General features: G+C 61.2%; 26 protein-coding genes. 20 read left to right on the top strand and 6 right to left on the bottom strand.

Going from position 1 to position 22,649, the window contains the following annotated elements; genetic code table 11:
• The first annotated feature begins 29 nt into the window (after window positions 1–29).
• From CEW89_RS14250 to CEW89_RS14310, 13 genes are all read left to right on the top strand, one after another.
• Window positions 30–710 carry a MotA/TolQ/ExbB proton channel family protein gene (locus tag CEW89_RS14250; RefSeq protein ID WP_244906074.1) on the top strand — a complete coding sequence of 227 codons (681 nt, stop codon included), beginning with the start codon at window positions 30–32 and terminating at the stop codon, window positions 708–710.
• Between the two features lie 3 nt (window positions 711–713).
• Entirely contained in the window at window positions 714–1,094 is a 381-nt protein-coding gene (locus CEW89_RS14255) for an ExbD/TolR family protein (protein WP_066707698.1), read from the top strand.
• Window positions 1,095–1,097: 3 nt separating this feature from the next.
• Window positions 1,098–1,526 carry an ExbD/TolR family protein gene (locus CEW89_RS14260; RefSeq protein ID WP_096806344.1) on the top strand — a complete coding sequence of 143 codons (429 nt, stop codon included), beginning with the start codon at window positions 1,098–1,100 and terminating at the stop codon, window positions 1,524–1,526.
• Complete coding sequence (locus CEW89_RS14265; RefSeq protein WP_096806345.1) at window positions 1,523–2,344, top strand: energy transducer TonB family protein; 822 nt, start codon at window positions 1,523–1,525, stop codon at window positions 2,342–2,344. Before CEW89_RS14260 ends, CEW89_RS14265 begins: the two co-directional genes overlap by 4 nt.
• Window positions 2,345–2,412: 68 nt before the next feature.
• The gene (locus CEW89_RS14270) at window positions 2,413–3,291 is read left to right on the top strand and encodes an NAD-dependent epimerase/dehydratase family protein (protein ID WP_157779869.1); all 879 of its coding nucleotides are present in this window, start codon (window positions 2,413–2,415) and stop codon (window positions 3,289–3,291) included.
• Window positions 3,288–3,893 (top strand): sugar transferase, encoded by a 606-nt coding sequence (locus tag CEW89_RS14275; protein WP_096806347.1) that lies wholly within the window; start codon window positions 3,288–3,290, stop codon window positions 3,891–3,893. Before CEW89_RS14270 ends, CEW89_RS14275 begins: the two co-directional genes overlap by 4 nt.
• Window positions 3,894–4,025: 132 nt before the next feature.
• Complete coding sequence (locus CEW89_RS14280; RefSeq protein ID WP_244906075.1) at window positions 4,026–5,915, top strand: polysaccharide biosynthesis protein; 1,890 nt, start codon at window positions 4,026–4,028, stop codon at window positions 5,913–5,915.
• Window positions 5,916–6,172: 257 nt separating this feature from the next.
• A complete protein-coding gene (locus CEW89_RS14285) occupies window positions 6,173–7,312 on the top strand; it encodes a capsular polysaccharide export protein, LipB/KpsS family (protein ID WP_096806349.1) in 1,140 nt (379 codons plus the stop codon).
• Window positions 7,313–7,384: 72 nt separating this feature from the next.
• Window positions 7,385–8,407: an aspartate-semialdehyde dehydrogenase gene (locus CEW89_RS14290; RefSeq protein ID WP_066707714.1), complete on the top strand. Its 1,023-nt coding sequence runs from the start codon at window positions 7,385–7,387 to the stop codon at window positions 8,405–8,407.
• A gap of 341 nt (window positions 8,408–8,748) precedes the next feature.
• On the top strand, window positions 8,749–8,961 hold the full coding sequence (locus CEW89_RS14295; RefSeq protein ID WP_096806350.1) for a hypothetical protein: 213 nt from the start codon (window positions 8,749–8,751) through the stop codon (window positions 8,959–8,961).
• Window positions 8,962–9,084: 123 nt separating this feature from the next.
• Window positions 9,085–10,737 (top strand): DUF4139 domain-containing protein, encoded by a 1,653-nt coding sequence (locus CEW89_RS14300; RefSeq protein WP_096806351.1) that lies wholly within the window; start codon window positions 9,085–9,087, stop codon window positions 10,735–10,737.
• Window positions 10,738–11,100: 363 nt separating this feature from the next.
• Window positions 11,101–11,316: a hypothetical protein gene (locus CEW89_RS14305; RefSeq protein WP_096806352.1), complete on the top strand. Its 216-nt coding sequence runs from the start codon at window positions 11,101–11,103 to the stop codon at window positions 11,314–11,316.
• 28 nt (window positions 11,317–11,344) lie between these two features.
• Window positions 11,345–11,632, top strand: a complete 288-nt coding sequence (locus CEW89_RS14310; RefSeq protein WP_096806353.1) for a hypothetical protein — start codon at window positions 11,345–11,347, stop codon at window positions 11,630–11,632.
• A gap of 22 nt (window positions 11,633–11,654) precedes the next feature.
• Here CEW89_RS14310 and CEW89_RS14315 read toward each other — a convergent pair whose 3' ends face one another.
• Window positions 11,655–12,302, bottom strand: a complete 648-nt coding sequence (locus CEW89_RS14315; protein ID WP_066707728.1) for a carbonic anhydrase — start codon at window positions 12,300–12,302, stop codon at window positions 11,655–11,657.
• Window positions 12,303–12,472: 170 nt separating this feature from the next.
• On the opposite strand from CEW89_RS14315, the gene CEW89_RS14320 reads away from it, so the two are divergent.
• From CEW89_RS14320 to CEW89_RS14330, 3 genes are all read left to right on the top strand, one after another.
• A complete protein-coding gene (locus CEW89_RS14320) occupies window positions 12,473–12,850 on the top strand; it encodes a hypothetical protein (RefSeq protein ID WP_244906076.1) in 378 nt (125 codons plus the stop codon).
• 126 nt (window positions 12,851–12,976) lie between these two features.
• Complete coding sequence (locus CEW89_RS14325) at window positions 12,977–14,359, top strand: leucyl aminopeptidase family protein (RefSeq protein ID WP_096806355.1); 1,383 nt, start codon at window positions 12,977–12,979, stop codon at window positions 14,357–14,359.
• Complete coding sequence (locus CEW89_RS14330; RefSeq protein ID WP_096806356.1) at window positions 14,356–15,168, top strand: C40 family peptidase; 813 nt, start codon at window positions 14,356–14,358, stop codon at window positions 15,166–15,168. Before CEW89_RS14325 ends, CEW89_RS14330 begins: the two co-directional genes overlap by 4 nt.
• Here the strand turns inward: CEW89_RS14330 and CEW89_RS14335 are convergent, their stop codons facing one another.
• From CEW89_RS14335 to CEW89_RS14345, 3 genes are all read right to left on the bottom strand, one after another.
• Window positions 15,169–15,522 (bottom strand): DUF2794 domain-containing protein, encoded by a 354-nt coding sequence (locus CEW89_RS14335; RefSeq protein WP_066707736.1) that lies wholly within the window; start codon window positions 15,520–15,522, stop codon window positions 15,169–15,171.
• Between the two features lie 278 nt (window positions 15,523–15,800).
• Window positions 15,801–16,016, bottom strand: coding sequence for an I78 family peptidase inhibitor (locus CEW89_RS14340; protein WP_244906077.1), 216 nt, complete (start codon window positions 16,014–16,016; stop codon window positions 15,801–15,803).
• A 69-nt stretch (window positions 16,017–16,085) separates the two neighbouring features.
• Window positions 16,086–16,709: a TetR/AcrR family transcriptional regulator gene (locus CEW89_RS14345; RefSeq protein WP_096806358.1), complete on the bottom strand. Its 624-nt coding sequence runs from the start codon at window positions 16,707–16,709 to the stop codon at window positions 16,086–16,088.
• Between the two features lie 259 nt (window positions 16,710–16,968).
• Between CEW89_RS14345 and mbfA the strand changes: the two genes are divergently transcribed.
• Genes mbfA through CEW89_RS14360 form a run of 3 tightly spaced genes read left to right on the top strand, consistent with a single transcriptional unit; the run spans window position 16,969 to window position 19,058 of the window.
• Window positions 16,969–17,946 (top strand): iron exporter MbfA, encoded by a 978-nt coding sequence (mbfA, locus tag CEW89_RS14350; protein WP_066707741.1) that lies wholly within the window; start codon window positions 16,969–16,971, stop codon window positions 17,944–17,946.
• 33 nt (window positions 17,947–17,979) lie between these two features.
• Complete coding sequence (locus CEW89_RS14355; protein WP_096806359.1) at window positions 17,980–18,438, top strand: YaiI/YqxD family protein; 459 nt, start codon at window positions 17,980–17,982, stop codon at window positions 18,436–18,438.
• On the top strand, window positions 18,435–19,058 hold the full coding sequence (locus CEW89_RS14360; RefSeq protein WP_066707744.1) for an HAD family hydrolase: 624 nt from the start codon (window positions 18,435–18,437) through the stop codon (window positions 19,056–19,058). Before CEW89_RS14355 ends, CEW89_RS14360 begins: the two co-directional genes overlap by 4 nt.
• Here CEW89_RS14360 and CEW89_RS14365 read toward each other — a convergent pair.
• Window positions 19,050–20,294: an MFS transporter gene (locus CEW89_RS14365; RefSeq protein ID WP_096806360.1), complete on the bottom strand. Its 1,245-nt coding sequence runs from the start codon at window positions 20,292–20,294 to the stop codon at window positions 19,050–19,052. The genes CEW89_RS14360 and CEW89_RS14365 overlap by 9 nt on opposite strands.
• A gap of 110 nt (window positions 20,295–20,404) precedes the next feature.
• On the opposite strand from CEW89_RS14365, the gene zapE reads away from it, so the two are divergent.
• A complete protein-coding gene (zapE, locus tag CEW89_RS14370) occupies window positions 20,405–21,487 on the top strand; it encodes a cell division protein ZapE (protein WP_066707747.1) in 1,083 nt (360 codons plus the stop codon).
• Window positions 21,488–21,620: 133 nt separating this feature from the next.
• Here zapE and CEW89_RS14375 read toward each other — a convergent pair whose 3' ends face one another.
• Window positions 21,621–22,649 (bottom strand): LLM class flavin-dependent oxidoreductase, encoded by a 1,029-nt coding sequence (locus CEW89_RS14375; protein WP_096806361.1) that lies wholly within the window; start codon window positions 22,647–22,649, stop codon window positions 21,621–21,623.

The following is a 22,649-nucleotide window of genomic DNA, read 5'->3' on the forward strand; positions in this document are numbered from 1 at the left end:
CCAGCTACACGCATAGTATGGTGACTGACATGGATGATTCGGCTCTCTTTGCCTCTCTGTTCGACTTTCTTGCCAAGGGCGGTCCCTCGATCTGGGCGATCGCGGCGCTGTCGGTGATCACGCTGGCGCTGATCTTCTGGAAGCTCTGGGATCTGGCCTATCTCGGGGCCTGGCGCAGCACGTCCGCCGGAGAAGAGGCGATTGCTCTCTGGGCCAGAGGTGACGTCGCCGGAGCCGAAGCCCGTCTGGCCGGGCGTAAGGGGCTGCGTTCGCGCTTCATCCGTGCCGCTTTCGAGGCCCATGGCAATTCCGCCTATGACGATACCGGGGCCGAGGCGGAAACAACGCGGATCGCAAAGGGCTTTCTCGCCCGTGCGCGGTCCGGTCTGCGTCCGCTCGAACTGATCGCAACCATTGCGCCTCTTCTGGGTCTTCTTGGCACCGTGCTCGGTATGATCTCCGCCTTCCAGACGCTTCAGGAAGCGGGGGCCAAGGCCGATCCGGCGCTGCTTGCGGGTGGCATCTGGGAGGCGCTTCTGACCACCGCCGCCGGGATGGCCGTGGCAATCCCGGCCTCCATCGCGTTTACCGGCTTCGAGGCGGTTGCCGACCGTCTGCGTCACGAGTTCGAGGATATGGCGACCCGCATCTATCTGCGCCCGCGCGACGTGGTACAGCAACCGGTCCCGATGGCGCAAGCGGCGGAGTGACCCATGGAGTTCGGCGCACCCCGGCGCAAGCACCGCATGTCGCTCACGCCGATGATCGACGTGGTCTTCTTGCTTCTGGTGTTCTTCATGCTGGCCTCGCGTTTTGGTTCTCCGGCGCAATTGTCCCTGACGCTCGGCGGCGGCGCGGCGCAGGGCTATTCCGGTCCGCCGCGTCTGGTGCGTGTCGGTGCGGAAGAGTTGAAACTCAACGGTGCGGTTGAGGACGAAGAGGCGCTGGTCGCCCGTTTGCAGGAGTTGGTGGATAGCCCGGAGGATATCGTGGTGCTGCGACCCGACGATGCCGAGGTTCCGCTGCAAAGGCTTGTGAGTGTGATGGAATGGTTGGGCGAGGCCGGGTTCACCAATCTGGTTCTGGTGGAGTGAGCGATGGATTTCTCTGAAACGCCCCGCCCGCAGGCCTCTGAGAGCGTCGTTCCGATGATCAACGTCGTCTTCCTGCTGCTGATCTTCTTCCTGATGACCGCGGAAATCGCGCCACCCGATCCGCTTGAACTCGATCTGCCGGACGCTGGCGTCGAGGCCGAAATCACCGCCCCCCTGCCGCTTTATTTGGGCAGGGACGGCACGCTCGCTTTCCGGGATGTGCAGGGCGAGGAGGCGGTGTTGCGGGCGCTCGAGTTGGAACGCATCGCGCTTTGTGCCGATGGCGGTTGTGAGGGCGCGAGCGGGCCGTCGATTGCCATGAGTGCGGATCGCGAGGTCTCGGCTGCGATACTGGCCGCGCTTCTGCCGAAACTGGCGGCACTCGGGTTTCCAAAGGTGGAACTGGTGACCCGGGCAGGAGGTGGGGCATGAACCGTGTTCTGACCGGCACGCTCTTTGTCTCGCTCGCGCTCGGTGCGCATCTTGCGATCGCCGCTGTGGCATTGATGGATCATTCCGCAGGCACGGCGGCCTCTGGCGAAGGCGGTGAGGATCTCCTGTCGCTTCAGGCCTCGAACGTGGCGCTGGCGGCCATGGTCGAGCGCTGGGAAGAGGTGCCGGAAATGGCCCCCGATCTGCCGAGGGCTCCGGAACCGCCCAAACCGGTCATGGAGGCTCTGGAGGATATTCCCGAACTCGATCTGGCTCCGAACGCCATGGCGCTTCCGGTGCCGATGCAGCCCGTGGAACAGGCGGATGCGTTTGATGCGCCGGAACCGCCGAAAGCCCCGGAACCGCCGAAGCCGGAACCGAAACCCACTCCGAAAGCACAACAGTCGCAGCAGGCGCAACGCGCTGTGCAGGGTAGCGATCGCTCCAGCGAGGAAGCCCGTGCCGCAGGTCGTGGCGGAGGACAGCAGGCTGGCGAGGCCCGTGCGTCGCAAGGTGCGGGGCTCAGTGCGGCCAAGCGCCAGTCGGCCCTGTCGAGCTGGGGGGCAAGCATCCGCTCACGCATTGAACGTCGCAAGCGGGCACCGCGTGGGGCCGGGGCGGGGATCGTAACCGTGAGTTTCCGGGTCAGCCGCGAGGGCGCTTTGCTGAGCGTCGGTGTGGCGAAAAGCTCGGGCAATCCGGCTCTCGACGCGGCGGCGGTCGAGGCGGTGAAACGGGCTGGCCGCTTCCCGGCGGCGCCAGCGGAGTTGACCGACGCCAGCTATCCGATGAGCCTGCCGATCAGATTCTCTGGCTGAGCCGAGGGCACTGGTCTGATGGGGGTTAAGCGTCTAGCATGAGGCGGACGCTTTCCACGGGAGCCGCCATGCCAGACCATCGTGCCGCTTATCTCGGGGCTTCCGGCCGGATCGGGGGGCTTCTTCGCGTGGCGGAACGGCTATTTCCGGAGGACGCCCCAGGATGTCTCTGGCAATACCGCGCTGCGGACTGGTGCACTGAGAACTCATTCCTTTGGCCGGATTTCCGCGACCCCGCGCCTTTGGTTGCTGTGCGGAGCCAGCATGGTTTCGATTGTATTTTGATATTTTCTGGTGCAAGCGGGGATAAAGACGATCCAGATTCGATGCGAGCACATGTCACCACTGTCGATCATGCGATCACGGCGGGGCTGCGTGCCGGGGTGTCGCGCTTTCTTGTGGCCTCGTCTTCCGCAGTCTATGGCCCGGACCGGGGCAAACCGTTTCGCGAAGAGGATCTCCTCGCGCCGATCAATGCCTATGGCCATGCCAAGGCCGAGATGGAAGAGCTCTGCACCCGTCGCGCCGCGATGGAGGGGATCGAGATTTGTGCTCTGCGGATCGGCAATGTCGCCGGGGCGGATATGCTTTTGGGCAATGCCCGGTCTCGTGCGGGAGCCAGCCTGCCGCTCGATATCTTCCCGGATGGGCACAGCCCTGAGCGGTCTTATATCGGCCCGGTGACGCTGCTGCGCGTGTTGCGTGCCTTGAGTACGCTCCAGAGCCTCCCGCCGGTGCTCAATCTTGCGGGCGCGCGCCCTGTGGCCATGTCCGATCTGCTTGATGCGGCGGGGGTGCCTTGGACTGCGCGCCCGAGGACCGATGCCGGACATCAGAAGATTTCCCTGGCGACATCCCGTCTGGCGCGGCTGTGCCCCGAGATTGAACTGAAAGCCTCGGCGCAAGAGATTGTTGCCGAATGGAATGCTGTGAGGGCCGGAACATGAGCTTTGGAAAACGCCTGTTCGATCTGTCGCTGGCTGTGTGTCTCGGGCTGCTGTCGCTGCCGGTGATCGGAGTTCTGGCCGCAGTGATCCTGCTGCGCGACGGGCGACCGGTGTTTTTCCTGTCCGAGCGGATGAAAACGCCGGAACAGGGCTTTCAGTTGGTCAAGTTTCGCACCATGACCCTTTCGGCGACCGACAGCGGTGTGTCCGGTGGCGACAAGACAGATCGCATCACCCGCACAGGCGGGTTTCTGCGTCGCACCCGGCTCGATGAACTGCCACAGCTCTGGAACATCCTCAGAGGTGACATGTCCTTTGTCGGGCCACGTCCTCCCCTGCGGCTCTATGTCGAGCGTCACCCGGAACTTTACCGGACCGTGTTGCAGAACAGGCCGGGGGTGACAGGGCTTGCAACCCTGACGTTTCATGCCCACGAGGCGCGTCTTTTGGTCGATTGCGTTACACCTGAGGCGACGGATGCGGTCTATTCCCGCAGATGCGTGCCCCGGAAAGCACGTCTGGATTTGCTCTATCAGAAAAACGCAAGCATTTGTTTTGACGTGAAGATTATTATAAAAACTTTGCTTGGCGTGCTGAGGTAGCGCCGTTTTGGCACGCCGCTGACGATGCCTCGATTTCCGTCAGACGTTTTCGGCGCTGTTATTGGCTTGTTAACTTTACTCTGACTAATTTGAGAAAAGTGGGATGGAAACACACTGTAAGGCGAGTTGGTCGTGTACAGGAAAGTACTTATCGTAGGCTTGACGTCTCTGCCGCGCAATGTGATCCGCGCGGTGATCCTGATGTCCGATTTTCTGGTACTGACGCTCTCGCTTCTCCTGAGCCTGCAGCTTTTGCCTGGAATGGAGGTGGCCGGAGACAACGTGACCCTGCTTTGGCTTTGCGGTGCGCTGATGACCGGGGGGCTGTTGCTGAATGTGATATTCCGATTGGATCGGATCAAACTGGTCATGCTGAACTCACGGGACCTGATGACCATCTTTCGGTTCAGCCTCGGCATCGCCCTGGTGCTCTGGGCTGCGAGCGTTGCGCTCGGCGTGCCGCATTCCGGGGCCGCGGTGTTGACTTTCGGCATCTTCGTCTTTGCGGGTCTGGTGGTCTCGCGTGCCATCGCGGTTTCGATCCTCAGCGGACTGCGCGAGCATTTGCACAGGCGCAAGAGCGTGGCGATTTTCGGGGCCGGTGCTGCGGGGGTGCAGCTTGCGTCGGCCATGGGGCAATCGCCGGATCGACGGGTGGTGGCCTTCTTCGATGACAATCCTGCAATGCAGGGCATGGACATCGGAGGGATACCGGTTCTGCCCTCCGGGAATCTGGTGCAGGATGTCTTTCGCAATGCGATTTCCGAGGTGATGATTGCCCTGCCGGACAGTGCCCGCAAGCGGCGTGATACGATTGTCGATCTGTGTGAGCGGGTCGATATCCCGGTCCAGATTCTGCCTTCTTTCATTGATATGCTGGTCGAGCGCGGGAATGCGCGATTGCGGACGGTGGACCCCGACGAGGTGCTGGGGCGTGGCAAGGTTGATCTGGATACGCCTGAGATGGTCAAGAGCTATGCCGGACGGGTGATCATGGTGACGGGGGCCGGGGGCTCCATCGGGTCGGAGCTTTGTCGCCAGTTGCTCAATTGCCAGCCGAACAAGATCGTCCTGTTCGAGCAGAACGAATACAATCTTTACGCGCTCGATCTCGAGTTGCGATCCCGCGCCCTGGCCCGCGACATCGAGATTCTGCCCTGCCTTGGCACGGTGACGGATGCCGGGCGCCTGCGCCATGTTATGCGCCAGCACGGGGTGGAGATCGTCTTGCACGCGGCCGCCTACAAACATGTTCCCCTGGTCGAAAACAACGAGATCGAAGGCACACGCAACAACGTCATGGGGACGAAAATCCTTGCTGATACGGCGGTGCAGGAAGGGGTCGAGCGCTTCATTCTCGTGTCGACCGACAAGGCTGTGCGGCCGAGCAGCGTCATGGGGGCGACGAAGCGGATTTCCGAACTGATCGTTCAGGACATCCAGAGCCGCGCGCCCCGCACCAAATTCTCGATGGTCCGGTTCGGCAATGTTCTGGGCTCGTCCGGATCGGTCTTGCCGCTGTTTCAGGCCCAGATCGAAAGCGGTGGACCCGTGACGGTCACTCATCCCGAGATGCGCCGGTACTTCATGACCATTGCAGAGGCATCGCGGCTTGTGCTTCTGGCCGGGGCCTATGCCGAAGGTGGCGATGTGTTCGTGCTCGACATGGGCAAACCGCAAAAGATCATGGACCTGGCGCGCAAGTTGATCCAGCTTTCCGGGCGCAGTGTCAAAGACCCTCTGACCGGGCAAGGCGACATCGAGATCAGGATCATCGGTCTGCGTCCGGGCGAAAAGCTTTATGAGGAGCTGTTTGTCGATCTGGACGATCTCCGCAAAACGCCACACCCGAAAATTCTGCGGGCGGAGGAACATTGTCTGAGCCAGATCGAGGTTGCCGGCCTGTTGCGGGAGATCCAGGCGGCGATCGAGGCCGCGAATTGCGATAAACTGCGCGGGATTGTGATGGGGTACGCACACCGGCATGACCCGACGCGGGAGGTTCGGACTGGAGCCGTCTAGCTCAACGCACCGGGCGGTTTCGATCTTTCAAGGCGATGAAGACAACCGGAACGGTTTTCGCGCAACGTGACCCATGCACGTTGCCGACGGTTTCCATGCGCAAAGCACCGCTGAAAGGGGCGTGTAAGGAGATCATCCACAGAGGGTTCGAGCCATGGCGCGATCCGGCCTGTGAGCCCAGCGGACGTCAGCCCGATCTTGTCGCCTTACCTCGGCTCGCATAGGTAAGAGTGGAGGACAGAGAAAGGCGGGGCGCGATGATCACCTATCTCAAGGGCTATGCGAAAAAGAAGGACAGTTTCATGTCTTCCGTGGCTGAGGCCGATGGTGGTGCTCAGGTGCTTTGGACGATCCCCATGTCGCTGCGTGATTTTCCGGAGACCCGCGCGCGTGTCGATGCGGCGCTGGCGGTCGCCAAACGTCAGCCGAGAGGGCCGATAGGGCGTGCTCTCAAACGTCTGCTTATCCGGCTGCAATATAATGGATCGCGGCGCTATTTCACGCGGCATCGCGAGACGGTGGCGCTGTGCTGGAACGGCATCACCGGATCGCGGCGGGTGTTCATGGAGGGGGCAAAGGACGCAGGCGTTCCGACGCTTTACGCCGAACTGGCGCCCTTTCCCGGGCGGATGCAGCTCGATCACAGCGGGGTCAATGCGCTTGGCTCCCTGCCGTGCGATCCCCGGTTCTATACCTCCTGGGCGGCGGGGCGTGCGGATCGGCAGGATGACGGGTGGCGGCACCTGGGGGCCAATCTGACGGCACGGGCGTCAAAGCGTGCCGATGTCGGGCAGGCGGCCGGGGTCGATCTTGCCGGGGAGAAATTTCTCTTCGTGCCGTTGCAGGTTCCGAACGACAGCCAGATCACCCTGTTTTCCGGCTGGGTCGGATCGGTGCCGAACATGCTGGCCGAGCTGGCGAAAGCGGCGTCTTCCCTGCCCGAAGGCTGGCATATCCGTGTCAAGGAACATCCCTCTGCCAAGACCTCGCTCGCCTGGCCATTGGCGCGTGCCGTCGAGGCGGCAAAGGGGCGGATCGTGGTCGACAACCAGACCGACACATTCGAACAGGTCCGGGCGAGCCGGGGCGTGATCACCATCAACTCTTCCGTCGGGTTGCAGGCGTTTTTCTATGACAAGCCGGTGATCGTTCTGGGGCAGGCGTTCTTTGCCCTGCCGGGACTCGTTCGCGTGGCCGGGAATGCAGAGGCCCTCAGTGGCGCGCTCTATCAGGCGGAATCACTGTCCTTCGATCCCGAACTCAGGGCGGCATTCATGAGCTATCTTGATCAGGCCCATTTTCCACATGTATCGGACGACCCTATTGCGGGTGTCGTGATCGACCAAAAGGCCGCACAAGCGCGAATTGAGGCCGCCAGAGCGGCCGCGCGGCGCTAAACCCCCTTTCTTCTCCTGCCCCTTTCGAGTAAGGCTCCGCGCCAGTCACCCTGGACGAATGAGGAGTGCCAAATGGGCTATAAGGTCGTCGTCGCGGGCGCCACGGGCAATGTGGGCCGCGAAATGCTGAACATCCTCGCCGAGCGCGAGTTTCCTGTCGATGAGATTGTGGCGCTGGCGTCGCGCAAATCTCTTGGCACCGAAGTGAGCTTTGGCGACAAGACCCTGACCACCAAGGACCTCGACACGTTCGATTTTTCCGGTTGGGACATCGCCCTGTTTGCGGTCGGTTCCGACGCCACCAAAACCTACGCGCCGAAAGCGGCGGCGGCGGGTTGCGTGGTGATCGACAACTCGTCCCTCTATCGCTACGATCCGGAAATTCCGCTGATCGTGCCGGAAGTGAACCCGGATGCGATCGAGATGTACAAGAACAAGAACATCATCGCGAACCCGAACTGTTCCACCGCACAGATGGTCGTGGCTCTGAAGCCGCTGCATGACCGTGCGAAGATCAAACGCGTTGTGGTCTCCACCTATCAATCCGTGTCCGGCGCCGGCAAAGAGGGGATCGACGAGCTTTGGGACCAGACCAAGGGCATGTATGTGCCGGGTCAGGAAGTCGCCCCGTCGAAATTCACCAAACAGATTGCCTTCAACGTGATCCCGCATATCGACGTTTTCATGGACTCGGGCGACACGAAAGAAGAGTGGAAGATGGTCGCCGAGACCAAGAAGATCGTCGATCCCGCGATCAAGGTTACCGCGACCTGCGTGCGCGTGCCGGTCTTCGTCGGTCACTCCGAGAGCATTAACATCGAGTTCGAGGACTTCCTCGACGAGGATGAAGCCCGTGAAATCCTGCGCACCGCGCCGGGGATTCTCGTGGTCGATAAACGCGAGAACGGCGGTTACGTGACCCCGGTCGAATGCGTCGGCGATTTCGCTACCTTCATTTCCCGTATCCGTCAGGATGTGACCGTCGAGAATGGTCTGAATCTGTGGTGCGTCTCCGACAACCTGCGCAAGGGCGCGGCGCTGAACGCGGTTCAGATTGCCGAACTGCTCGGTCGCCGGGTGCTCAAGAAGGGCTGAGACGTCCGGCCTGGGCGAAAGTGGGTAACTAAACTCTTAACGAAAGGGCGCTTGCGGGCGCCCTTTTTCATTGGGGTTCGTGGAGTCGATTCGCCGAATTGAGGGCATGTTCACGGCGTTTCCGGGAAACCGGAAAGGAGAGGCCTGTATTGGGGGCGGGTTCTGCCGTGAAAAGCAGCTATTTTTAAACATTCAACCCACTGAAATCGTATTGAAACCTCTGAGAGAGCCGCTGGGGGCATGTGTTAACTTTAAACTTTATTCATACACGCGGCGCATATGTGGCGCTGTTATGCTTAGTTCGGTCTGACGACATAGCCATGCAACGAAGGGGTAGGGTGATGTTTCGAGTGAAAATAGATCTTGGCGCCATGCGGCATCACGAGATCAAAAAAACTGGCGCGGGGGCATCGGACCGCCTGGAAGATCGTTTGGGCGACTGGACGGAGGAATTGGCCAAGCCCCATCCGCAGCTCACCAAGGAAGACCTGTGCAGGACCTTCCACGAGAAGTTTCACGATGGGTGCAACCGCGACACCAAGACGGTCGCCTGACCTGATGTCGGGGGATCGGCGAGCTTTCGCCATGCTGGGGATGTTGCCCTGCCTTGGGCTGAATTCCCCTTGCGCAGAGCGGCGTCGCATTGGACCTTTCCTCCGACCGGTAAGGAGGAAATCATGTTCCCGAAATTCAGCACCCGTTCCATTCTGACCCTTTCATGTCTGGCGGGGAGCGCTCTGATTGCGCTGCCAGCCTTTGCGGAGCGGTTCGAGGCGCGCAGCCTCGTCACCGAGGCGACACTCTACCCGCAAGGCGCGATGATCACCCGCAATGCGACCGTGACCCTGCCAGCGGGCCAGCACGAGATCGTTTTTTCTGACATTCCCCAAGGCTACGATCCGCTTGAGATTGAGCGGAGCTTGCAGATCCGGGTGGACGGCGGCGCTCTCGGGCCGGTGTCCTATGGTGTCGCGCCGATCACGGAGGCGCTTTTGTTCCGGTCCGAGGCGGAGAAAGCCGCCAAGGCGCGTGTCGATGCGCTTGAGGACGAGATCAGCGCGCGGCGCAGTGAGATCATGAAGATCGGTTTCGAAGACGATGCGGCGCAGGATGTTCTTGCCTATCTCGGGCGCCTGAATGCGGGTGAGGATGCGGAACAGACCGCCGCGACCGCCCGGATGATCCGTGAGGAATCGCTTGCTGCGCGTCTTGCAGGGCTCGACGCGTCACGTCGTGTCGATGCGGCGAATGAGGCGCTTGAAACGCTTGAGCATGAACTGACGGAGGCGAAAATCGCCCTCGATCTTTTGGTGCCGAGCACTGAGGATCGGATTTCGATCACGCTTCCGGTCCGTATGGAGCAGGCAGGCGAGGTGCAGGTCGGTTTCACCTATATGTCCGAAGACGCCTCCTGGCAGCCGCGTTACACCGCCCGGCTCGACACGGATGCGGGCACGATGGAACTGGTGCGTTCGGTCTTTGTCGAACAGAACACGCGGGAACCGTGGCTCGACGTGGCGCTGCGCTTTGCGACCGACAATCCGAACAGCAAACCGGCTCCGAACGAGGTCTACGAATATGTGCGGCGGGTCTATGAGCCGCGCCCCATTGAGCCGTTGATGCGCGCCACGGCAAGTGTTTCGGTTGAGATGGACGGCTATGCCGAACCGGTGATGGAGGCCGCGCCGATGGTCAAGATGCGGGCTAATCTGACGGGGCTGAGCCAGACCTATGAGGCCCCTGAACCCGCCAGTCTCTATTCCGGCACGGAAGGGCGCGAATTCATGCTGGCCTCTCTGGCGCTGTCGCCGGAGATCGTTGTGCGCGCCGTGCCGCTCTATGAGAACACCGGCTATCTCATGGCCAGCTTCACCAATGACACCGGCGAGATGCTGGTGCCCGGCGAGGTTCGGCTGATCCGGGACGGGGTAAGCCTTGGCACAGTGATGCTCGAGACCGTGGTGAACGGGGCGGAGACCGAGCTGGCCTTCGGGGCGGTGGATGGCATTGCCGTGGATCGCGTGCTCCTGACCCGCAACGAGGGCGACCGGGGCGTGATTTCCAAGTCCAACGAGACGGCGAGCGAATGGCGCATCAGCGTGGAGAACCACACGGGGCGGAGCTGGCCGGTGGAGGTCGTGGACCGTGTGTCCGTGTCCGAACAGGACGAGTTGAAGATCGACTGGACCGCCCGCCCCGCGCCGGATGTCGAGGGGCGCGACGATAAACGCGGGGTGCTGGCCTGGCATTTCGATCTTGATGCGGGGGCGCGACAGGAGATCGTTCTGGGCGAAAACCTGCGTTGGCCGGAGGGAAAGGAACTGCAATGAGGGATGTTTAGGCACAACCAAGAGGCGAATATTCTTCTCCTGGTCGGGCTGTGATTCGGGGTATTCGAGGGGAACGCGGGCGCCGTCACAAAGCTGCCCCAAAGTTGCCTCGACCCCGCCAGACCCTCGTCACGGGTCTCAATTGAAATTAACCATCCCATCGCTGATGGGATGAATTTTAACTTTTGGAAATCCTCGTGTGCGGGAGGATTAAATGTCTGTTTTTCATAAAAAATAAATTCCATGAGCGGCCGTCACGCCGCAGTTGTCTTAAATTGTTTCCATGCTTGAATTTCGCTGGTGGCGCGGCTGTGCTCCCATGGTCCTAAGGGTTCCGGGGGCACGGACCGAAAGGATGGAAACATGATCAAGCTGATGAAGACCGCAGGCCAGTCCGTCGAGGCCAAGGGTGCGATCATTTTCAACTGGGACGTGCATGTCCTTGAGGCGACCGGCCGTCCCGCCAATCACAACCTGACACGGGAGGCACGTCGTTCGAACGTGGTCCTGCTCGGGGGATATCGTAACGATCCGGACTATCGCCCGGATCTCGGCGCCCGCCTCGCGCTGGCCGCCTGATCGTCAGACATTCAGAAAGGACAGATCCATGACCGACTATTTCGCCAAAGCCCGCCAAGGCCGCATCATTGCGCTGAACCTGTGTCAGAGCGGTGCCGTGATGTTCTTTCCGGAAGAGCTCGATGAGATCGTTTCGACCGAGCGTCCGACGAGTCGTCATGTGGTGACGCAGATGAGTAAACCGATGTTCGTGCGCTCCGTTTCCGTGCACCCCAGTGCGCTGATCGAGGCGCCGCGCCCGGAAGAGGTCGCCAACGCGCCCTTCGTATTGACCGAAGAGCACGCTGTCGAAAACGTTCTGCGTCTGGTGGCCTGATCCGTTGGGATCAGAGCGGGGATCAGACTTGGATAAAGGATTTGGTCTCGGGATCGTATTGGAGAAGATCGCCGTCACCAATGTCCGTCCAGAGACCGTGCAGGGTCAGTTTGCCTGTTTCGACGGCCTCGCGGACGAAGGGGAAGCTCATCAGGTTCTCGAGCGAGATCAGGATGGATTCCTTTTCCAGAGCATCCTTGCGTTGCTCTTCCGGCACGTCGAGGACACGTTCGTAACCCGGGCGGAGGATGTCCATCCAGCGACCGACGAACGAGGACTTTTCTTCAAGTTCCGGTGCATGGCCCGAGCACATGTCATAGCATCCCTGAACGCCGCCGCAGTTGGAATGCCCGAGGATCACGATATGGGCCACTTTCAGCGCGGTGACGGCGTATTCCACCGCCGCCGATGTGCCGTGGTGGTCGCCGTCGTTGGTGAAGGGCGGCACGAGGTTCGCGATGTTGCGGTGAATGAAGAATTCGCCCTGATCCGCCCCGAAGATGGAGGTCACATGCACACGGGAATCGCAACACGCGATGATGAAGGCGCGGGGGCGCTGTCCCTCTTCCGCGAGCTTCTTGTACCAGGTGCGATTGTCGTTGAAGGTCGTGGCCTTCCAGCCGTGATAGCGTTGGACCATGTAGTTCGGGAGGGGGCGTGCGTATTTCATCGGGTGAAACGTTCCTTTTCAGACGTCTGCTGCCAAATTGCCGCGAATGTAATGAGAGTTTTCGGGGAATTCGAGTGAGAAACTGCTTTGCATTAAACCTTTTCTTGAGGGTCTTGTTGCAAAGTTTCTGCATAGCGCGTGGGGGCGCATGAGATTTGTGGGGTAGAGACATGGTGGTGTCAAAGTTACGGCCGGACGGGACGGTCGAGGTGGATCGTGATCGTTTGGATCAATTGTACAGTCAGTTGGGAACCTCCGGCGCGGACGGCGTTGTCTCGCGCGCGATGGAGGAGCTGGCGGTGCGACTGGCCAAGGTCGACAGCAGCTATCGCAAGGGCCAGTTCGCGGAGATGCAGCGGGCGGCGCGTTCGATGATCGCGATCTCGGAACAGATCGGCATGGTCACTTTCGCCCGGGTCGCGGGGGATGTGAACGCACTGGCCTTGACCGATGACAGCACGGCGCTGGCCGCCTGTGTCGAGCGACTGATGCGGATCGGTGAGAATTCGCTTCTGGCGGTCTGGGATTTGCAGGGGGCCTCTCTCTGAAGCGGGTCAGGGGCGAGACGGGTGCGGATGTCCCTTGCCGCACTCAAGGACGTCCCCGGACGCTTCGGCTTGCAGGTGGCATCGGATGAGCTAAGTTTGGCGTGATCGTCATGAAAGGCCCATCCGATGCCACTTTCCTTTGCCAAACCCGGCACATCCTCCCTACCGATTTATCTGATTGCGCCCGAAGAGCTTGAGGCGACGCTGGTGCGTCTCGACCCTGCTCAAGCGGAGTGGGCCCGGGCGCAGGGGTTCAATGCGGGCGTCGGGACCCTGTGCCTCCTGCCGGGGCCGGACGGGATTGCGGGTGCCCTGGCCGGTCTGGGCCGTTCGCAAGAGCGCGCGCGTCAGAGATTCATCCTCGGGGCAGTGCGGGCGAAGCTGCCGAAGGCGACCTATCGTTTGGAAACGGAGCTTGCGGACGACGCGCTCGACGAACAGCTTCTCGGTTGGCTGTTCTCCGGATATGTCTTTGATGTTTATGCACAGAAAAACGCACCGGAGGCGGAGCTTCTGGCCCCCGAAGGTGTCGATGCCGCGCGGCTTGAAACGATTGCCCTGGGTGAGGCGCTGACCCGCGATCTGATCAATACGCCCGCCAATGATATGGGGCCTGCGGAGCTTGAATTTGCCGCGCGTGCTTTGGCAAAAGAGCATGGCGCCGAGATTGCCGTGACCACGGGTACGGAATTGCTGGACGGGAATTTCCCGATGATTCACGCCGTCGGGCGCGCCTCTCCGCGCGATCCGCGTCTGGTCGACATGCGCTGGGGGAAAAGCGGCCCGAAGCTGACGCTTGTGGGCAAAGGTGTGTGTTTCGACACCGGGGGGCTCAATCTCAAACCGGGTGCGTCCATGGGATTGATGAAAAAGGACATGGGCGGTGCGGCCACGGTGATTGGCCTCGCGAAGATGATCATGGCGCTCGACCTGCCGCTGCAATTGCGGGTGCTGATCCCTGCGGTGGAGAATGCGGTGGACGGCTCCGCCTTCCGTCCGCAGGACATCCTGACTTCGCGCAAGGGGCTGACGGTCGAGATCAACAACACCGATGCGGAGGGGCGTCTGGTTCTGGCCGATGCTCTGGCACTGGCCGATGAAACGCCGCCCGATCTGATGATCTCCATGGCGACGCTTACCGGCGCTGCGCGCGTGGCACTCGGTCCCGACGTGCCGCCGTTCTTTGCCACCGATATGCGGGATGCCGCGATTCTGTCGCAGGCCTCCGCAAAGGTCGCCGATCCGCTCTGGCAATTGCCCTATTGGGAGCCCTATGAGACGATGATCGAGCCGGGCATCGCCGATCTCGACAATGCGCCTTCGGGTGGCATGGCTGGGGCGATCACCGCCGCATTGTTCCTGCGCCGGTTCGTGACGGAGACGCCGCGCTACATGCATTTCGACATTTATGGCTGGTGCCCATCGCCGCTTCCGGCCCGTCCGAAAGGCGGGGTGGGGCAGGGTGCACGGGCGATTCTCGCCGCACTTCCGGAGCTTCTGAAGCTATGAGCGATCATCGCCTGACCCCCGCCAATGCGCGGGTTGCCCTCTCCGGCCATGCCTTGAACGGGCAGGCCGAAGTCACCCCGATGCGTTACACCATTTCCTTGCCTGTGGCCGATCTGCGTGCGTCTCCCGGGGGGGCGCGAGACCGGCAACTCCTCTGGGGCGAGGGGTTCGATGTTTTGGAACTGCGTGATGGCTGGGCCTTTGGCATTGCCGCACGCGATGGCTATGTCGGTTATGTCGAGGAAGCCGATCTGGAACGGGAACGGACCCCGACGCACACGATTTCCGCTCGTGCCACGCATCTTTATCCGCGTGACGATTTCAAGACCGAGGCGGTGACCAGCCTGGCTTTCGGCTCGCGGATCAAGGTGGTCGACGAGCGGCGTAAATTTGTGGAGATCGAGGGCGGGCTGTTTGTGCCGAAAGCGCATGTACGCCCTATCGGGCGACCGTTTTCCGATCCCGTGACCATTGCGCAGATTTTTTTCGGCACGCCCTATCTCTGGGGCGGCAACTCCGCCTTTGGCATTGATTGTTCCGGCACGGTGCAGGCCGGTTTGCTGGCCTGTGGGGTCATGTGCCCCGGCGACAGCGACATGCAGATGAGCCTCGGCTCAGAGGCGACAGGCGGGTATCGGCGCGGCGATCTTTTGTTTTGGAAGGGCCATGTCGCGATGTGCGTCGACGCGGAGGTTTTGATCCACGCGAATGCGCATCATATGGCAGTGGCTTACGAGCCGATCGAACGCGCCATTACGCGGATCGAGGCGCAGGGCGACGGGCCGGTGGCGGCGCATCGCCGGGTGTGATTACTCAACCGGACGGATCAGTTTGCGATCGAAGACTCGCAGAACGGTGCGCAGATCGGCACCGCGTTTGAGGATTTGGCCATCCATGCCGATCACGGCATACATGCCCTGTCGACCGCGCAGTTTCGGGCGTTTTTCGATGCGATAGATCGGATGCTCGGCGGTGCGGCGAAACACCGAGAAGACCGCGACATCCTTGAGAAAGGACATGCCGTAATCGCGCCATTCGCCCGCCGCGACCATGCGCCCGTAAAGTCCGAGAATGGCCCCAAGCTCATGGCGGTCGAAAGCGACCTTGTCCGGTGGGCTGGGTGGCTGAGGGCCCGGGAAGGGCGTCGGCGTTTGTACATTCATGGGTCGAGAGTGGGCGCATTTCCGGCGCAAATCAAGCAAACTCGTGAGTGCCCTGTGGATTGCCGCATTTCGGGCATGAAATCGCCCGGAATATTCCTTGCTCGACCCCTCATTTGGCCTGCTTCTGAGGTCACAAATGGGGACAGAGCGAGAACGCTTTACCCCGGTGTCGCGGTTCAACAGCCCCCACCCAGTTCGCGGCACCGGGGATCTTGCTCACCCAACTTTCACGGCCGAGGCAGTTGATCTGTCTCGGCTTTTCCTTTGTGGGGCGGGGATCAGCCACACCAGACACGGCTGATGCGACCCGTGTCATCTACCTCGATATTGGTCCGCTCGGGACGGTGATCCATGGTCACCGTCATGCCGGGCAGGATGATGCGCAGAGGTTCAGGGACCATAAGAGCGTCAAGCGCGGATTGCGGTTCGCCGATCAGTGGGGTGATCAAAGCTGCGGCGCAGGTTTCCTCTGCGGGGGGCGTATTTTCGGTCACGTTCGGAGCGTTCTCCTTGCAGGCGCTCAAGGAAAGCAGGGACCAGCGTGAGGAGGCTGGAAAGGCGGGTCATTGCGTGGCTCCGTAGCGGGCAAGGAACATGGCGACGGCACTGTCGACGATGTCCTGTTTCTGGATGTCGTCAATTTCGAACGACATCTGGAACGTGCGCATCGGTACGAGGCGGACCTTGCACAGTTCGGCGAACTGTTCCGCCGCCAGTTCGATGTCGTCAATCTGCAATTCGCCGCGCGCGGTGGCGCTGGCGAGATATTGCGACAGGCGTTTTTTCACGAGACCCGGTCCGCTGTCGTAAAAACGCTGGCCGACCTCGGGAAACCGCAGGCTTTCGGCGACCGCAATGCGATAGACGGCTGTACCGAAATCCGAGAGCAGGAAATCGAGAATCTTGCGCCCGGCGGAGGGTAGCAAAGTATGTGGTGGCTGGTTTTCGTCCATGCGTTCGGTGAAGGCGTCGGCCTGACGCGCGGCTTCGAGAGCGGCCACCTCGAGAAACAGCACACGTTTGTCGGGCACATAACTGTAGAGCGTGGCCTTCGAGACTTTGGCTTCGCGGGCGATGTCATCGACCGAGGCGCCTTCGAACCCGTCCCTGAGAAACACGGTTCGCGCACCTTCGATCACCTGGGCGTATTTGCGGCCCTTCTTGATGATGGCCTCTGTCTGGTCCATGGTTTTCTCCCCGATGGGCCGAGCTTAAAGTGTTCGCAGTGACGCGCCAATGCCAGAAAAAAGGCAGGCCGTCGGCCTGCCCCAGTGCTCGACAGGGATGTCGATCGGCCGCACACGACACGCGGCTCGGGCCAATCTAAACCGAATGGTTCACTTCGGCAAGGCGTAAGCGCAATGACAGAGATGCTGCATCGCATATAATGGGTTGCAGAAAGCGAAGCGGTCGCTATTTTAGAACCGTTCTAAATTGAGGTCCAACATGCTCCCGGTACTCGCCAATCGCAGACGTTTTTCTGATCTGTCGGAACAGGAAATCATCGCGCTCGCCATTTCGTCCGAGGAAGACGATGCTCGAATCTATCGCCAGTATGCCGAAAAGCTGCGCAAGGATTTTCCCGACAGCGCAAAAATTTTCGACGGCATGGCCGTTGAGGAGGACGGACATCGCGAGGCGTTGATTTCCCTGCACAAACGCCGCTTTGGCGATGTCATCCCCTTGATCCGGCGCGAACATGTGTCGGGCTATTATGCCCGCAATCCGGTGTGGCTGATCGAGAATCTGGGCCTCGAACGCATGCGCGACGAGGCGCAGGCCATGGAGCAGAGTGCCGAAGCCTTTTACCGCAAGGCCGCCGAGCGCACGCAGGATGCCGACACGCGTGCGCTTCTGGGGCGCCTCGCGGCGGCGGAAGCCGGGCACGAGCGGCGGGCCGAGGAGTTGGAGAACCAGTTTCTCGACGACGACACCCGCTCGGAGGAAGACAAGCACGCGCATCGCCAGTTCGTTTTGACCTGGGTTCAGCCGGGTCTGGCCGGGTTGATGGATGGTTCGGTCTCGACGCTCGCGCCGATCTTCGCCACCGCTTTTGCCACGCAAAACACCCATACCACCTTCCTCGTCGGTCTCGCGGCCTCCGTCGGGGCCGGGATTTCCATGGGCTTCACCGAAGCGGCGCATGATGATGGTGTCATTTCCGGTCGTGGTTCGCCGATCAAGCGCGGATTGGCCTCGGGGATCATGACTGCCGTGGGCGGGCTGGGCCATGCGCTGCCCTATCTGATCCCGGATTTCTGGACGGCGACCTTCATCGCCTTTGCCGTGGTCTTTATCGAGCTCTGGGCGATTGCCTGGATTCAGAACCGTTTCATGGAAACGCCGTTCCTGAGAGCCGTTTTCCAGGTTGTGCTGGGTGGCGCATTGGTGTTCGCTGCGGGGGCGCTCATCGGCGGCGGCTGATCGAGTATTCTTGCCAAGAAGAAGACGGATGTCGTGACGAAAATCTATGTCGATGCAGATGCCTGCCCGGTGAAGGCCGAGGTGGAAAAGGTCGCGACGCGGCATCGTTTGCCCTGCCTTCTGGTCTGCAATGGGGGGCTGCGGCCTTCGCAGAACCCGTTCATGGAGCTTGTAATCGTCCCTGACGGGCCGGACGAGGCCGACAAATGGATCGCGGAGCGGGCGGGGCGGGGCGATGTGGTCGTGACGGGGGATATTCCCCTGGCCGCCAAGGCCGTGGAGGCCGGGGCGCGGGTTTTGAAACATGATGGCGAGGCATTTACCCCCGCCAATATCGGCAATGCGCTTGCGATGCGCGATCTGATGTACGATCTGCGTGCCGCCGATCCGTTTCGGCAAGGCGGCGGCAAGGCCTTTACAAAAGCCGACCGGTCGCGCTTTCTGGACGCCTTGGAGCGGGCGATTCAAGCCGCGAAACGGGAGAACGCATGACTGTAGACGCGGTGATTTTCGACATCGGCAACGTGTTGATCGAATGGCAGCCAGAACGGCATTACGATGCGACGGTCGGGGTCGAGCGGCGCAAGACCATGTTCGAGACGGTCGATCTGCACGCGATGAACGATCTGGTCGATCAGGGCTATGATTTTCGCGCGACGATCGAGGTCGCCGCAGCACAACATCCTGAATTCAAGAGTGAAATCATGATGTGGTATTATGACTGGATCAGGATGGCCCAGCCCGCGATTCCGCATTCCGTGAAATTGCTGCGGGCGCTGCGCAAGAAAGGCGTACCGGTCTTTGCGCTGACCAATTTCGGCATCGAGAGTTTCGAATTTGCCGAAACGCAATACCCGTTCCTGACCGAGTTCGACCGGCGCTATGTCTCCGGGCGGATGGGCTGTGTCAAACCGCATTCCATCATCTATGAGATGGTCGAGGCGGATTGCAAAATTCCGCCGCAGAACCTGTTGTTCACCGACGACCGGCAGGACAATATCGACACGGCGCAGGCACGCGGCTGGCAGACGCATCTGTTCGACGGGCCTCTGGGGTGGGCCGGGCGCCTTGTCGAGGAGGGGCTTTTGACCCCGCGTGAGGCCTCAGCTTAGGGCGCGTTGGCCTAGCGGCACTTCCTTCACCGGAAGATGGACGATGGCCGAAAACGCGCCGATGCCGACGCCGACCCACCAGACGGCGGTGTAGTCGCCGTAGAGGTCATAGAGCCGGCCGCCGAGCCAGACGCCCAGGAATGCACCGAGCTGGTGAGAGAAGAATACGATGCCGTAAAGCGTCCCCATGTAGCGCAGCCCGTAGATATGCGCGACGAGACCGGAGGTCAGCGGCACGGTGGCCAGCCACAGCGCGCCCATGACGACGGAGAAGATCAGCACCGAGGTCGGCGTGATCGGCAGGGCGATGAACAGGGCCGCGGCCAGTGTGCGCCCGAGGTAAATTCCGGCGAGCAGGTATTTCTTGGAAAACCGGTTGCCGAGCCAGCCCGCCAACAACGTGCCGCCGATGTTGGCAAGCCCGATGAGCGAGATCGAGATCGCTCCCAAAGCCGAGGTGGTCGACACCCCGAGAGAAGCGAGCGTTCCGGAGGGGTCGATGGCGCCACACATCTCCGTCACCATCGCCGGGAAATGTGCGGTGATGAAGGCAAGCTGATAACCGCAGGAGAAGAAGCCGAGGAAAATGAGCGTATAGGTCGGATCGCGGAAGGCTTTGCCGAGGATCGCGCCGAGGCTCTCTTCCAACTCCGCCTTGGAGGCCAGAGCAGGGCTGCGCATCATTGGCAGCGCCAGAAGGGTTGTGAGCACGGCGACGGCGAAGAGCAGGAAGACGTTTTGCCAGGACATAAAGCTCAGGAGCCATTCCGCCAGAGGAGCGCCAAACACCTGCCCGGCCGATCCCGCAGCCGTTGCGATGGCGAGCGACATGGAGCGGTTCTCATTCGAGGAGGCACGGCCCACGACGGCGAGGATGACGCCGAACCCGGTGCCGGCAATGCCGAAGCCCACCAGAGTTTCATAGAGTTGATGCGCCTGAGGAGAGACCGCGAAAGACGAAAGAACCAGCCCTGCCGCATAGGTCACGGCGCCAAGGATGATCGCCTTGCGATCGCCGATCCGTTCTGCGAGTGCGCCGAAGATCGGCTGACCGATGCCCCAGAACAGGTTCTGGATCGCAATCGCCAGGGAAAACTCCGCCCGTGGCCAGTTGAATTCCTCGGCAATCGGTATCTGGAACACGCCAAAGGAGGCGCGGATCGCGAAACTCACGACGATGACGATGCAACCGGCAAGCAGAACCGGGGTGAACAGGGGCGTGCGCGTGTCGGACATGTCTGTCTCCTTTGCGCCATCCTTCGGGATGGCCCTGCTGCGGTCAATCGAATGATTGCAATGACTCGCATCATCTTTCCTTATGCGATCCGGCGCAGTAAGGGAGAAGCATGGAAACGCTCATGGACATCTACGCGGCCCGGGTGGCCGCAGGCACGTTGCGCGAAGACCCGGCGCAGGTTGCGGTTTTGCCGCTTCTGGAGCGGGTGCGCGCCGATCTGGCACAACAACCGGTGAAAAAGGGGCTCCTGTCCCTGATCGGCGGACGGAAAAAGCCCGAAGCGGTGCAGGGACTCTATCTCTGGGGCGGGGTCGGGCGTGGCAAATCCATGCTGATGGACCTGTTCTACGACCATGCGCCCGTGCCCGCGCGTCGTGTGCATTTCCATGCCTTCATGCAGGAGGTGCAGGGCGGCATCGAGGCGGCGCGCAAGGCCGGAACCGCCGATGCCATCGCGCCCGTCGTGGAAAAGATCGCACAGGACATCCGGCTTCTGTGCTTCGACGAGATGCAGATCACGGATATTGCCGATGCGATGATCGTCGGACGCCTGTTCGAGGGGCTGTTCGCCAAGGGCGTGACCGTGGTCACGACCTCGAACCGGGTGCCGGACGACCTTTACAAGGACGGGCTGAACCGGCAACTGTTCCTGCCTTTCATCGAGATCATCAAACAGCGGCTCGAGGTGCATCACCTGCACTCGCCGGTGGACTATCGCCAAGGCCGTCTGACCGGGACGCCGGTCTACTTTCACCCTGTGACGCCCGATGTGCGCGCCACGATGGACGACATCTGGAACGATCTGACGGGCGGTGCGACCGAAAGCCTGACGCTGAAGGTCAAAGGCCGCGACGTGGTTTTGCCGAAGTTTCACAACGGCATCGCGCGGGCGACGTTCTGGGATCTCTGCGGTCAGATGTTCGGGCCGGGCGATTACCTTGTTATCGCGGATGCGGTCAAACTTCTGATCCTAGAAGACATTCCGCGCCTGACGCGCAACAATTTCAACGAGGCCAAACGTTTCGTCACGCTGATCGACGCGCTTTACGAGGCCAAGGTGCGCACGGTCTGTTCTGCCGTCGACGAACCGGAGCGGCTCTATATCGAAGGCGCGGGTGCGTTCGAGTTCGAGCGCACGGCATCGCGTCTGCGGGAAATGCAGGACAAGGATTGGGGTGAGGACGCAGAATAAGAAAGGTCCGGGGGACCTTTCGTGCGTGCTGCGGGCGTCAGCCCCGGAACTGAAGCGCCCGGACATCAGTCCGGGGGACTGATTTCAGCGACGAGCGGGTGGAGTCCCGGGGATGATACAGGCGAAAGACTGATCAGCCCTTCGCCAAAATCTCCCGAACGCGCGGCGCGACCTCTTCGCCGTACAGCCGTATGGTGTCCATCAGCGCCTCGTGCGGCACCGGGCCCGACGAGATTTTCAGATCGAATCGGTTGAGACCCAGAACCGCAACAGTTGCCGCAATCTTTTGTGCGACGGTCTCGGGCGACCCGACGAACAGGGCTCCGTGATCCACTTCGCGCTCAAACGCCTCGCGAGTCAGCGGTGGCCAGCCACGGCTCTGGCCGATGCGCTGATGCATGATCCGGTAGCCCTCGAAATAGCGCTCCCGTGCCTCTGCATCGGTGTCGGCGATATGGCCCGGCGAATGACAACCGATCGGCAATTGCGGCGCGCTCATCCTGTCGCGGATGTCGCGATAGAGGTCGGCAAAGGGTTTGAACCGTACGGGGCTGCCACCGATGATGGCGAGCGTCATTGAGACGTCGTTGGTGGCGGCGCGCACGACCGAGTCGGGGCTTCCGCCAACACCGACCCAGACCGGGATCGGACGTTCGGGGCGGGGATAGACGGTCTGTGCCTTGAGCGGCGGACGATGGCGCCCTGACCAGCTGACTTTCTCCTCGGTCGTAAGCCGTTTGAAGAGGTCGAATTTTTCTTCGAACAGCATCTCGTAATCCGCCAGATCATAGCCGAACAGCGGGAAGCTTTCGGTAAATGACCCACGCCCCAACGTGATCTCTGCGCGCCCGTTCGAGATCGCTTGGATCGTCGAGAACCGTTGAAACACCCGGATCGGATCGTCAGAGGACAGGACCGTCACCGCAGAGGTCAGTTTGATCTTTGAGGTCTGCGCCGCAATCGCCGCGAGCACCGGCTCAATCGCGGAAACAGCGAAATCGGGGCGGTGATGTTCGCCGATGCCGTAAACGTCGATCCCGACCCGATCGGCCAGAATGCCTTCCTTGATCACGTTGCGAATGACCTGACCCTGCGGCAGGTCATTGCCCGCCGCATCCCAGGTGACGTCGCCAAACGTGTCGATGCCAAATTCCAAAGCCAT

The organism is Celeribacter ethanolicus (genome assembly GCF_002407265.1).
Taxonomy (GTDB): Bacteria; Pseudomonadota; Alphaproteobacteria; order Rhodobacterales; family Rhodobacteraceae; genus Celeribacter; species Celeribacter ethanolicus.